This window comes from Pedobacter sp. UBA4863 (assembly GCF_002399615.1).
Classification (GTDB): domain Bacteria; phylum Bacteroidota; class Bacteroidia; order Sphingobacteriales; family Sphingobacteriaceae; genus Pedobacter.
On the sequence record NZ_DHDZ01000002.1, the window covers coordinates 24,058 to 37,812 of the forward strand.

Here is a 13,755-nt window from a genome sequence, read left to right on the forward strand (position 1 = left end):
TTTCGACACCCTTTGTACTTATATCCTATTTCGTCATTTCAACGAGAAACGACGAAGTAGTTGGTAAAGTCTAAAATGTTAGCAATGCGTGTTGGCTGGCCGTATGCAAATCTCTCCAAACCCTATTCAATTCTGTTTCTCGCTTGGCAGCCTCTAAACCTGCGTAAGGGTATAAAGTATCAACTACCTGTCTAGATTGATGCGCCAAACTTCTACTTAAGCGGCTAACTTCTTTCAACAGATTATCATCAATAGTTTTCTCATCAATCAATTGATGCCAAGAAGTATCGAAGGCTTTATAAAAATTTTCGCGAACAGTAGTTAAAGCAGTTTTGCATTTAGCTAGTTCATCCTCAAAAAAAGCAACCTGTTCTAGCGTATATCTCTTAAAACCAGAACGATTAAAAAAGCTATCGTTCACCAAATCTAAAAAGCGCCTAGCCATACCCAAACTATTTACAGCCAAAGTAGTTTCTGCCAATTGTAAAAATGGATAATCAAAACCTTCATCGGCCACTTTAGGTTCATTAATTTTAAAAGAACGATTAGCTGGCACCGTTACATCATGTACATCAAAAGCATGGCTACCGGTAGCTACCAACCCAAAATAAGACCAGCCCGATTGTATCTCCACTTCGTCTCTTTTTAAGATGAAAGATTTGATGACCTGATTTCCCTCTTCATCCAAAATAGCATTACCATTTTCATCTTGCAATGCACAATTCGCTGTAAATATGGTGGCATGCAGTGCTCCACTAGCGTATTTCCAATGCCCGTTGATACCATAACCATTAACTGTTTTTGTAGCTGTACCGCCAACAGCACCGCTACCAGCAAAACAAACTTTTTTATCGGCAAAAATTTCCTTTGCCAACACAGGGTCTAAGAAACCAGCAAACCAACCTGCCCCACTACAAAGTGTAACCGTCCAAGCTGTACTCCCATCTACATAGGCCAAATCTTCTTCAATTCGTAAAATTTCTGGCAACTTTTTACCCGGACCGCCATAGGCCACAGGCACATAAAGCTTAAACCACTCTTCTCGATAAGCAATCTCCAAAATATCGGGATGTAATTCGCCCAGTTCTTCAGATTGAGCCGATAATTTTAAAATAGCTTCTTGCCAAGGATTTGTAAGTTGTTGCATGTTGGATGTTTAAAAATTGGAATGTTGCAAAGTTGAAACGTTTCGATTGTGGATACTGTTAACTGTAAACTTTTAATTGTTTATCGTAGATTTTCTTCCAATCGAAATAACCAAAAATGGCTACGATAAAAAGGAATAAGGTCAATAACGCAAACATCACAAAGTCTTTATGCCACATCAACGGAATGGCAACCATGTTCGACACGTTAAGGAAAATCCAGTTTTCTATTTTACGGCGAGCCAACAACCACATACCTGCCCAAGCTACGGATGACACAAAAGCATCTAAGATGGGGACATCAGAATTGGTGAAGTTTACCAATGCGTAGTATAATATAAAATAGCCACCAATAGAAATGGTTAAAGCAATTTGCAGCTCTTTTTTTGTAGTCCAACTTACGGGCAAGGTTTCATTTTTTGCTTTGCGTTTGCTCCAAATTATCCAACCGTAAACGCTCATTACCAAATAATACATACTCAATAAACTTTCTGCATATAATTTTGCATTTAGCTTTAGGTACAGCCCAAGTACAATTCCAATAATTCCTGCCGGATAAAGCAAGATGTTATTACGCTTGGCCAATAAAACTTCTGTAACACCAAAGGCAACGGCAAACCATTCTAAATAGCCCGTAGCCATTACCTGCTCTACAAACAAACGTAGATATTCCTGAATTTCCATTCTCTATATTTGCCAAACGGCGATAAAAAATAAATTGAAAACTGCTTTCAGGGCGAAACAGTAATTGGTTTAAACCTCTTATTAAATCCCTACGTCGGTATTACCCGCATCAGGTGCGTTTTAAAAGTTAAAAGTGAGAAGGGAAAAAATAAAAAGTGAGAAACTTTAAACTTTAAACATTCTACTTTCAACCCAAAACTGGGTATAATCTCAGCCTGCTAAATATTGGGTATTTGGCAAGCACCCCTTTGAGTAGTGCAAAGATAATTTTAACATCGTGATATTGACCTATTTTTGCATTTATTTTTTTTACTACTTTTATGTTACAATTACCATTTAAATGCTACGCCAACTTTTCTGCATACTTTTTTGTGGTTTGTGGTTTTTAACCAGCGCCCAAACCGTTGCACCGGTATTCGAGAATATCAATGTGGACAATGGGCTTTCGCAAAGTTCGGTGTATGGCATTTTTCAGGATAGCAAAGGCTATATGTGGTTTAGCACTGCCGATGGCATAAACCGTTATGATGGCACCGAAACCAAAAGCTACAAGCTGAAAGGCAATGTACTGCACAACAAGCCCAATGCTATGTTTATAAGAGGTAAAATGGTAGAAGGGCCATTGGGCAATATTTGGTTTGCCAACGCTACAGGCATCTATTACTACGAACGAAGTTCTGACTTGATTAAAATAGCGCTTAGTTTCGACAAGACACCTTACCGTGGCATGTGGGCTGGTGTAGCTTGTATAGACAACAATAACAACTTGTGGCTCCCCGAAAGTTATCTAGGGCTACTGACCTACAATATACTTTCTAAAAAGCTTCATTATTATAAATATCCACTTACTAACATAGAGCCTATAATAAAAGTGAACCGCCTGTTTTTTGCCGACCAAGGCAACAGGTATCTTTGGTTTTCGCGTGATAAAACCGAAGGTATATTTAGGTTTGACATCGCCACAAAAAAAGCAGATGAGTTTTTTAAGGGAAAAGGATATGTGAGCATGGCTTTCTATCGCCAAAAAATGATACTGGTGTCGCCTAACGCTATTGATCTCTATACCAAAGATTTTAAACTTGAAAGAACCATTGCCCTTCCAACATTCAATCAGCCTACAAGCCTTGCAAACAACTTGGTGATGGACAACCATAATAGGCTATGGATTTCGATTGCACAAGAAGGTATTTTTTGCTACGACTTTACTACTCAAAAATTCACCAAATATAAAAACGAGCCTAAACTCCACACATTATCGAGCAATTTAACTACTATACTTTACCTAGATAACACCAATAACCTATGGATTGGCACCGATGGCGGCGGCGTATGTAAACTAGATATTAAACCTCCATTGTTTAACATTTTCCCCAATCACAAAGATTTATTGCCCCTACCCAACAACCATTTTACCAAATGCTTTTACGAAGACGAAAAGCAGCGTATATGGTTTGGAACGGCTAACGATGGCTTTGGTATATACAATCCCAAAACAGGGGCATTAAAAATGATAAAACATACTTTAGATGGGAAACCCATTACCAACGTAGGCAGTATATTTAAAGACAGTAGAGGCAACCTATGGATTGGCTATACTGATGGTTTCGCTATTTTTAACGAATCTACCGGTTATTTGCAACCTATTAAAATTAACAATAAACCAAAGCAGGAAATCCCCCATGCTCATTTTGTTTATAAAATTACGGAACTAAAGAACAAACAGGTATTGGGTGCCACTAAAATCGGGCTAATAAAATTCAACCAACAGAAAGATGGTACTTTTGTAGGCGAGCGCTTATCCTCTATCTTTGAATTTACCAACTCCATTACCGATATAGTAGCGTTTAAACCAAATGAAATTTTATTTAGTACAGAGTTTAACGGAATGTACCATGCAAAACTAGCTGACGGCAAGTTTTCGCTTATTAAAAGCTATCTAAACAACAATAAGATAAGTAGTTTGCTCATTGACTCTAAAATGCCCCAAACGCTTTGGGTGGGTACCGAAACGGGATTAATAAAGTTCGATATGGCCAATCAGCAATACTCCATTTATGCAGAACAGGCTGGATTAAAAAACACTTATATTTATGGTGTACTAGAAGATAAAACTGGTCATTTATGGTTAAGTACAAATGCGGGTATCAGTTCTTTTGATAAGCAACAGCACACATTTGTTAACTACACCCATAAAAATGGGCTACAAAGCAACGAATTTAATTCGGGAGCTTATTATCAATCGGCCTCCGGGCTACTTTATTTTGGCGGCATAAATGGCTTTAATTGGTTTAGCCCTATCCAGGCGCTTCAAAAAAAGATTTTAAACAAACCTAATGTTACCATTACTTCGCTAACACTTAACGATTCTGTGTATATAGGTATGCCTACCGGCACACTAAAACTTCCTTATTGGAAAAACCAACTTTCTTTTGAGCTTGCAATACTTGACTACACTTTGCCACAGGCCAACCAAATGCAATATCAACTTGTCGGCGCAGATAAGGAGATGCTAACTAGCCATGTAAAAACCATTCGCTACCATAACCTAACACCAGGAAACTATACATTAAAATTTCGAGGTATAAATGGTTACAATGCCATCAGCGATATAACATCGTTAAATATTGTAATTACGCCACCTTTTTGGCGAACATGGGCTTTTTACGTTGGCATTGGCATGGTAACAATCGGTATTTTAGTATGGATTACCAAACGAATTTCGTATCAAAAACTAAAAAAACGTATAGAAGAGCTTGAACGGCAGCAACTTTTGGAAAAAGAACGGCAACGCATAGGCCGCGAAATGCACGACGATATTGCCGCTGGGCTTACACAAATTAACATGATGAGCCGCATAGTAGCCAACAACAGGACCAATGCGCATGAGCATGAATTGCTGGAAATTGCCGAAACGAGCAACAAACTCATTAGCAATATGGGCGATATTATTTGGAACCTCAACAATCCGCTTAATTTTGTCGATTTCATAGCTCACTTACGTGAAAGACTACACAAATTGTTGGAACACACCAACATCAACTACCAACTAAACCTGCCACACATTACCCATAACAGTACAATCTTAAATCCCGAAAAACAGCGTAACCTAATGCTGATTACACAGGAAATTGTACATAATGCCATAAAACACAGCGAAGCTAAAAATATTGAAGTAAAACTCATTACAAACCATAACAAACTCGTTTTTACCATACAAGACGATGGTAAGGGCTGTGATTTCGCGAATGTAAAAAATGGCAATGGATTAAAAAACATCCGTTACCGAATACAGCAAATTAATGGTAAAATAAGTATTACCAATAAAGTTAATGGCGGTTGTAAGTTTGTTTACGAAGTAATGTTGGGCTGAGAAGGAATTGGAGGTTTTATTATGGAAAATTGATTTTTTATATATCTGACTGAACATTGGCTCTAAAGCCAAACGTATTGCAAAAAGCAATAATAACGCACTTGGTTTTTATCTTTTTTTATGTTCGTTTCCTATTTTCTTAAGTTTATCATCAGCGGTTTTAAAATTATCTAACAACTTTTGTAATTCTTTTTGTTTCTCGACAGCAAGCTTTGGGTCTGCCTGTCGTCCTTTAGCATCTATATAATCCCATTGTCCATTTATTTGTACTCTGGCAATACCTTCTTTGGCAAAAGAAAGAGCATTATCGTATTTAAATGGCAATATTTCTTTTCCAGTTTTATTGATATAACCATATTTACCATATTTCTGCACAGCAGCCAGTCCCTGCGAAAAAACTACCGCATTGTCGTAATCAAAAGGAATTAAGATTTTTCCTTTTTCATCAATAAAGCCCCATTTACCATTTAGTTTAACAGCAACTGCACCTTCTGAAAAACCCCAAACGTTATCGTACTGCGGTGCTACAATCTCCTTTCCTGTTCTATCTATAAAACCATACTTTTTATTTACAGACATAGAAGAGAGGGATCCATGTCTAAACCCATCGATAAAATCATATTTAGGTGGTATAATTTCTTTGCCCATCATATTGACAAGCCCAATTTTACTATCAATGGTATAATCTGCCAATCCATTATTAAAACTACCAATATTATCATATCTGAAAGGCGTAATTTCTTTACCTTCTGTATTAATAAGTCCCCATTTGCCATCTTTTTTGACTGCAACACAGGCCCCTCCCATATATTCTTCTACCCTTGTGCTTCCAGAGGTATATTGAGGCGAAGCTACTATTTGCCCTATAGAATCCTTATATCCGTACTTCTTGGTTAGTCTATCCTGAAATCTGACGAGTCTTTGCGATTGAGCTGCTATGGCTAACATACATAATGTAGCTATTGTTAGTATGGTTTTCATGTTTTTATTAATTTACCATAAACTACCTATTCTCGATTGAATATCTAATAACTGATTAAATAGGCTTAACTTCCACAAAAACAAAATGCCAGCTACAAGTAGTACATCCTTCCTTAGTTTTAACATCCCAACCCAGAGACCAATAAGCAATATCAAAAGTTTCGGTTTGTCCCGGCTTTAATTTCACTTTGTGGTAAATGTATTTATTCAGAGGGTCGGTATAATCGTTTCTAGCCTCGAAAGAAACCCCTTGTTTATCAGATAGATTTTTAACCTCTACCTCGTACTTACAAGGAGCAAGTTTAGACGATGCCTTTTTTACTACCTTTATCTTAAACTCCAATGGCACACTTTCTAAACCCTTTTTTTCAAACTTTTCGGAGGTAGCTTTTAGTATAACAGGTTTCGACCAATCTTCGGCTCCGTTGGGAAATTCGAATTTTTCAGTACCCATACTGATTTGTGCCATAGCGTTTTGGTTTAAGGCTAACGCTACAACAAATAGTGTAACCGCAATAATTGTATTTATTTTTTTCATAATAATTTAGGTTTAGATAAACTAATTGTTCTACAATGTTCTTTTTCCTTTTACGGTTACGTTTGAACTGCCGTCATTAAAAGTTCCGGCAAAGGTATCGTTGGTCATGGTGGCTATTTCTGTGTTGGTTCCACTACCCCAATACAGTTTGTCGTTAACATAACTGCCGCTTATATCAGTAGTGGTTGATGAACCATCTTTTCTAGATTTCCCTGTCCACCCTTTTAACAGCGTTGAAACAATGATATTGAATGTGCCTTTTTCGTTGGCAGAAGTAGTAAAAGTACCCTCATAGCACCTTGCCAAAGTGGTAGAAGTTTCTTTAACTAAGCTAAATACCGCATTGGGATGCCCCGGAATAGTGGCTGATAGTACCGTTGCCCCCGAACCGGTTGCCCCTACCGAGAAGTTAATGGTTACGGGCTGTCCGTTTAAAGTGCCCGTAAAAGGCGCTGTAGAAATACCTCCAGCAACCCAAGTGTAGGTAGTAGTAAGGTTAACGGTAACGCCATCAATTACCAAAACAGCCGTAATAGCATTGCTGCTGGCATTGGCAATATCAAACTTAATGGTACCGCTAGAACCAATAACAACTCCTTTGTAAATGCCTTTGCTGCTGTTGTCGTTAGCGGCAGCACCTTGGGGTGCTTGCGAACAGGTTGTACATACATAAGTTTCTTCGGTGTCTTTCTCTTTTTTCTTTTTGCACGATGCAAAAATTACCACAAACAGCAAAAGTATTGCGGCATAGCGCTGGGTATTTTTCATGATTTTTTTCCTTAATGAATGAATGGTATTTAGCGCACAAAATAGTCCATTACCATCAGTAAAAAAATGTGAAAAAAGTAGTATTTTTTGGAGTGGAGAGCGTATCCTAATTTTTATAGCTTCGGGACGATGAACTTAAATGAACCCAGTTTTTTTAAGGGCTTCGATGCGGGAGTTCACCTGCAATTTTTCGTAAATATTACGGATATGAGTACGAACAGTTTCTATACTAATGAACAACATTTCTGCTATTTCTTTATATTGATAGCCTTTACCTAAAAGATCTAATATTTCTTTTTCTCTACGCGAAAGCGTTGCTAGGTGAGTATTATGTTTTTCTTGATGAATATGAAAAGTGCCTATTACCTTTCTGGCAATATGCCCCGTCATTGGCGCACCACCATTTCTGACCTCTTGTATGGCTGCTATAATTTTATCGGGGGGAGTAGTTTTTAACAGGTAGCTCACCGCTCCGGCCTTCAATGCCTCAAATACACTTTCGGCATTTTCCAATACGGTTAAAACCATCATTTGCATAGACGGGTGCTGTAATTTTAACTCGCGGATACATGCTATACCACTTTTACCGGGTAAGTTAATATCGAACAAGGCTATATCTACGGGGTTGGGCAACAAGAATTTCAGCGCATCTTCTCCTTTATAAAATGACACTACTTTAGTAGCGGTAAAATGACGCTTTATTTCATGCGTTAAAAAGTCGCATACTTTTACGTCGTCTTCTACTATAGCTATGGTATTTAGAGCTTGTTGCATCTTCTACTAAAAAAAACCGAGTTGCCCTTTGTCGTCTATCTTAATGTCATCAGGATTAGTAATCTCGAAAGATATTTTCTTTTTTTGCACGGGTTGTTCTCCTGTTTGATTGGCTGTATTTTCTTGTGCAGCTTCCTTTGCAGGCTCTTCTACCACCAAGGGTTTAGCTGCCGATTTAAGCGCTGGCTTGGCTTTTTTCGGTGCTACCGCAGCATCAAAAGTCGGACTTTCCTCATTTGGTTCGGGCTTTACCTCATCTACATGAATTTCTTCTACAGCTTCTACCTTGCCGTCTTGTTCCTCTTCTCCAGTTGATGGATCTGTATGTATTTCTGTTACTTCAAAATGCGAATCTTCTAACTCGGTTAAACCAATTTCTGGTTCAGCATCAATTAACGAAACCTGTTTTACTGTATGCGGACTTAATCGATTTCCATTGGCTTTCCAGCCTTTCACATCAATTAAGCCCGTCAATTCTAGTTCTAAAGTTTCTTCTATTTTAGTTTTACCTTTTTCTACATCTACAGTTAGTTTTGCATCTTGTTTTCCGGTAATGAAAACCATTTTCGAACCATTTTCTTCACTAATGAAGCTTACCACCTTACCAATTGGCTGCACTTCGAACATAAATCGTTTTACGAAATAATTCTTCGCTTTACCATCGTAATGTACTACTCCATAAACATGCTCTGGATTGAATTTTTGCATCAATACAATACCAGGATCAAAGTGGTTGCTCAACTCAAAAGTACTTAGTTCGTAAGTACCATTGCCGTAAACCTGCAAAATCTTATCATCGCCATCAAATTCGCCCAAATACTTTCCTCTGCCATCAACATTTAAACGTTTTAGGATATCATCGTACCAAATTTTGATACCTGCCAATGTAGAAATACCTTTGGTTTTTAACAGCACTTTCTTAATTGGGAACTTCACCACGATGTTCCCCATCGAGCTACGCCCTTTAATGGCAATATTAGCGAAATCAATATCAATACTTAACTTTTTAAGTTTAGAATGAGGTTTTAGCTGTACCGAAACCACCTCTGCCTCGCCATTAGGGTTAGCCGTAAAATATAATGCTTTAGAACCCTTAGTTCCTTTGGTTAAATCATACTCTTTATCGCGGGTTACGCCCAATACTGAAAAACGTTTAATGTAGCTGATACCACTTCCACCGTCTTTGTAAATCATGTTATAAACCGTACGATCATCGCCTTTTTTGAAAACCTGCGCATGAATAATGTGCTTACCTACAAAGGTTTTATCAGCCACTTTAGTTACAATAAACCTACCGTCTTCTCTAAAAACAATAATTTCGTCAATATCAGAACAATCGCCAATATATTCATCTTTTTTTAAGCCTGTACCAATAAAACCATCTTCGCGGTTCATGTACAATTTTACATTTGCTAAGGCTACTTTAGCTGCTTCTACCCTATCAAATAATCTAATTTCGGTTTTACGCTCACGTCCTTTACCGTACTTCGCTTTAATTTTCTCGAACCAGGCAATGGTATAATCTGTTAAATGACGCAAATGCCCCCTTACCGTTTTCATCTCGTCTTCCAGAGCTTTCATCATCTCATCCGCTTTTTTCACATCAAAACGAGTGATGCTACTCATCGGCTTATCAATTAGCTTTTTGAAATCTTCGGCCTGTATTTCACTATATAGAGAAGCCTTAAATGGCTCGAATAAACGATGCAACACGCCTACCACTGTATCAAAATCTCCAGAATTTTCATATTCCGAATTTTTGTACATCCCTTCTTGAATAAAGATCTTTAACAATGAACTGAAGAAAACACGCTCTTGCAATTCGTGCAGGCGTATTTCTAGTTCCTGTTTCAATAAAGCTTTGGTAAACTTGGTATTTTGTTCTAAAATATCATTTACGCTTAAGAAATGAGGCTTGTCATCCTTAATTACGCAAGTATTTGGCGAAATAGAAACTTCGCAATTGGTAAAGGCATAAAGGGCATCAATGGTTACATCTGGCGATATACCAGGTGCCAAATGCACTACAATTTCTACGTTAGCTGCCGTATTATCTTCAATTTTTTTAATCTTAATTTTACCTTTGTCGTTTGCAGCTAAAACGCTATCAATTAACGACCCTGTGGTTGTACTGTAGGGAATTTCGGTAATGACCAAGGTCTTTTTATCACGCTCGGTGATTTTGGCACGCACCCTAATTTTACCCCCACGTTGCCCCTCGTTATAGTTTGAAAAATCGGCCATACCGCCCGTAAAAAAGTCGGGTAAAATATTTGGCCTAACTCCTTTTAAAACCTCAATAGAAGCATCTATCAACTCTATAAAATTATGAGGCATAATTTTAGTGGCCAAACCAACGGCAATACCTTCGGCTCCCTGTGCCAATAGCAAAGGAAATTTTACGGGCAGCGTTAATGGCTCGTTGTTACGTCCATCGTAACTTAGGGACCACACCGTAGTATCTGCATTAAAAACTACATCGTTCGCAAATTTCGACAAACGAGCTTCAATGTAACGTGGCGCAGCAGCGCTATCCCCTGTAATCGGGTCGCCCCAGTTACCTTGGCAGTCAATTAACAAATCCTTCTGACCAATTTGCACCATCGCATCCCCAATTGAGGCATCCCCATGCGGATGGTACTTCATCGTGTTCCCAATTACGTTGGCCGCTTTGTTAAAACGACCATCATCCATCTCCTTTAGCGAGTGCATAATACGACGCTGTACGGGTTTAAAACCATCGTTAATGTGCGGTACTGCCCTATCTAATATTACGTAAGAAGCATAGTCTAAGAACCAATTTTCGTACAAACCATTAATTGGGATAACAGTATGTTTATGCTCTTCAACACGCTCATCACGCTCTCGTTCTTCGGGTAAATTGGTTTCGTTTAAATCGTCCAGTTCTTCACTCATGTGCTAAAAAAAGTTTTTGGGATGCGTAAATATAAGACTTGAAGCCCATTTTTGCGAGAGAAGTTTTTAACAATTTAACCTAAGTTTTTGATGCACAACAAACTGGCCTTTTAGAAAAGCGTAAACAGCAATTTTTAGTTTCCGATAGGCCCGCTATCCGTTGCAATCTTTTTATGAATACCGCTGGCAACTTAGGAAACTTCGTAAGTTTTGAAAACTTACGAAGTTTGATTTTCTGCAACAAAAAGTATTTCCACTCCTATCGGGTTTAGAAAACTTAAACCTGTGCACAACACCTGCATTTTAAACCCGGTAGTAGCGAACACGTAGGGCAAACCTTTTTTGTTTGCCCGAAGTAAAGCGAATAACGGGGCTATCCAATTGTCGTGGCCACTAACCTTGCTTTTCTAGAACAAAAAATTATACTGATTTGCACCCAACAATTCATCAATTAAACAATCAAACAATTTACTAAAACTACTCGCAAGTCCTTATCTTCGCCTTATGTCTATGTTTGCGATAAAAGAACAAATGGATGCCTTGGTTGCCGAACTGAACCAGCATACCTACAATTATTATGTTTTGGCAATGCCAACCATCGGCGATTACGAGTTTGACAAGAAGCTGGAAGAATTAGCCAAATTGGAAAAGGAACACCCAGAGTTTGCCGACCCCAATTCTCCTACACAAAAAGTGGGTGGCGATATTACCAAAACTTTTAACACCGTAAGGCATAAGTGGCCAATGTTATCGTTGGGCAATACTTACAATGAGCAAGACCTTAGAGATTTTGACGAACGTGTACGCAAAGCCATTGGCGATAATTTCGAGTACGTTTGTGAATTGAAATTCGATGGTTTATCGATGAGCATTACTTACGAAAATGGCATAATTACTCGTGCTGTAACTCGTGGCGATGGTACGCAAGGCGATGATGTAACGGCAAACATCAAAACTATTCACTCTATTCCACATCAAGTTAAAGCAGGCCACCTACCAGAAACTTTCGAAATTAGAGGGGAAATATTTATGCACCGAGCAGCGTTTGACCGATTGAACAGAGAACGCGAAGAACTAGGCGAAGTACCTTACGCAAATCCGAGAAATTTTGCGGCAGGAACAGTAAAAATGCAAGATTCTAAAGAAGTAAAAAAGCGTCCGTTAGATTGCTTTCTTTATGGCCTATATACCGACAAGCACTTTTTTAAAACACATTGGGAAAGCCTAGAAGCTGTAAAAAGTTGGGGCTTTCAGGTATGTGAGCACACCAAATTGGCTTCTAATATCGAAGAAGTTTTAGATTTCATCCATCACTGGGATAACGAGCGTTTTAAGCTAAGCTACGACATTGACGGAATTGTGATTAAAGTAAATAGTTATGCGCAACAACAAGAATTAGGTTTCACGGCTAAATCTCCCCGTTGGGCCATCTCTTATAAATACAAAGCCGCCGAAGTACAAACGGTTTTAGAGAAAGTAACTTACCAAGTTGGACGTACTGGTGCAGTTACGCCTGTAGCCAATTTAAAACCTGTAGTTTTAGCGGGCACCACTGTAAAAAGAGCAACACTACATAATGCCGATGAGATTGCTCGTTTAGATTTACACGAAGGCGACACCGTTTGGGTAGAAAAAGGTGGCGAGATTATCCCTAAAATTATCAAGGTAAATTTAGAATTGAGGAAGCCTGGCACCAAAGCCATTCATTTTATCGAAAACTGCCCCGAATGCAATACCTCACTCATTAGAAAAGAAGGCGAAGCTGCCTATTATTGCACAAATAGTGAGGGCTGTGGGCCACAAATAGTTGGCAAAATACAGCATTTTATTGGCCGCAAAGCAATGAATATTGATGGCTTAGGCGATGAAACTATCGAAACCTTTTACAAACTTGGCTTAGTACGCCACATCAGCGATCTGTACCAGCTTCACGAAAAAGCAGATGAACTTAAAACCATTGAGCGTTTCGGCGAAAAATCAATAGAAAATATGCTGGCCGGTATAGAAAAATCTAAGCAGATGCCTTTCGAAAAAGTACTTTTCGGTTTGGGTATTAGATATGTTGGCGAAACTGTAGCCAAGAAATTGGCAAAAGGTGTAAAAAATATTGACAACCTCGCTACTGCCACTTTAGAAGAGTTAACAACAATAGACGAAATTGGTGTTCGCATAGCCGACAGCATCAACGAATACTTCGCACAAAACAGCAATATTTCGCAAATAAACGAACTAAAAGATGCAGGTTTATGCTTTGAGATAAAAGAAACTTTAAATAAGCCTCAAAGCGACAAATTAAATGGAAAAACATTTGTAATTTCGGGCGTTTTCGAAAAATATAGCAGGGATGAATTAAAGAATTTGATAGAAGAAAACGGAGGCAAAATCTTAAGTGGAATCTCGGCCAAACTAGACTTTTTAGTTGCAGGCGATAACATGGGACCATCCAAATTAGAGAAAGCCACCAAACTCAACATCAAACTGATTAGCGAAGATGAGCTGGAGGAAATGTTGAATTTATAGCCTTTACTCTCGTCATGCTGAATTTATTTCCGCATCAGCTAACCGACTCTGAAATAAAT

At 38.4% G+C, this 13,755-nt stretch carries 9 protein-coding genes; 2 read left to right on the top strand and 7 right to left on the bottom strand.

What is annotated here, in order from left to right; translation table 11 throughout:
* Window positions 1-70 precede the first annotated feature (70 nt).
* Both B3I52_RS00235 and pnuC read right to left on the bottom strand, forming a co-directional pair.
* Window positions 71-1,147 (bottom strand): acyl-CoA dehydrogenase, encoded by a 1,077-nt coding sequence (locus B3I52_RS00235; protein ID WP_293297144.1) that lies wholly within the window; start codon window positions 1,145-1,147, stop codon window positions 71-73.
* A gap of 58 nt (window positions 1,148-1,205) precedes the next feature.
* A complete protein-coding gene (gene pnuC, locus B3I52_RS00240) occupies window positions 1,206-1,829 on the bottom strand; it encodes a nicotinamide riboside transporter PnuC (protein ID WP_293297146.1) in 624 nt (207 codons plus the stop codon).
* A 340-nt stretch (window positions 1,830-2,169) separates the two neighbouring features.
* On the opposite strand from pnuC, the gene B3I52_RS00245 reads away from it, so the two are divergent.
* Window positions 2,170-5,199: a ligand-binding sensor domain-containing protein gene (locus B3I52_RS00245; protein ID WP_293297149.1), complete on the top strand. Its 3,030-nt coding sequence runs from the start codon at window positions 2,170-2,172 to the stop codon at window positions 5,197-5,199.
* A gap of 108 nt (window positions 5,200-5,307) precedes the next feature.
* Here B3I52_RS00245 and B3I52_RS00250 read toward each other — a convergent pair whose 3' ends face one another.
* The 5 genes from B3I52_RS00250 to B3I52_RS00270 all read right to left on the bottom strand — a co-directional run bounded on the left by B3I52_RS00250 (window position 5,308) and on the right by B3I52_RS00270 (window position 11,176).
* Window positions 5,308-6,180 (bottom strand): WG repeat-containing protein, encoded by an 873-nt coding sequence (locus B3I52_RS00250; RefSeq protein WP_293297153.1) that lies wholly within the window; start codon window positions 6,178-6,180, stop codon window positions 5,308-5,310.
* A 55-nt stretch (window positions 6,181-6,235) separates the two neighbouring features.
* On the bottom strand, window positions 6,236-6,718 hold the full coding sequence (locus tag B3I52_RS00255) for a hypothetical protein (RefSeq protein WP_293297155.1): 483 nt from the start codon (window positions 6,716-6,718) through the stop codon (window positions 6,236-6,238).
* A gap of 30 nt (window positions 6,719-6,748) precedes the next feature.
* The gene (locus B3I52_RS00260; protein ID WP_293297158.1) at window positions 6,749-7,486 is read right to left on the bottom strand and encodes a hypothetical protein; all 738 of its coding nucleotides are present in this window, start codon (window positions 7,484-7,486) and stop codon (window positions 6,749-6,751) included.
* 135 nt (window positions 7,487-7,621) lie between these two features.
* Window positions 7,622-8,260 carry a response regulator transcription factor gene (locus B3I52_RS00265; RefSeq protein WP_293297161.1) on the bottom strand — a complete coding sequence of 213 codons (639 nt, stop codon included), beginning with the start codon at window positions 8,258-8,260 and terminating at the stop codon, window positions 7,622-7,624.
* A 6-nt stretch (window positions 8,261-8,266) separates the two neighbouring features.
* Window positions 8,267-11,176, bottom strand: coding sequence for a DNA gyrase/topoisomerase IV subunit A (locus tag B3I52_RS00270; protein ID WP_293297164.1), 2,910 nt, complete (start codon window positions 11,174-11,176; stop codon window positions 8,267-8,269).
* A gap of 504 nt (window positions 11,177-11,680) precedes the next feature.
* Between B3I52_RS00270 and ligA the strand changes: the two genes are divergently transcribed.
* Window positions 11,681-13,696 (top strand): NAD-dependent DNA ligase LigA, encoded by a 2,016-nt coding sequence (gene ligA, locus B3I52_RS00275; protein WP_293297166.1) that lies wholly within the window; start codon window positions 11,681-11,683, stop codon window positions 13,694-13,696.
* Window positions 13,697-13,755: the final 59 nt, after the last annotated feature.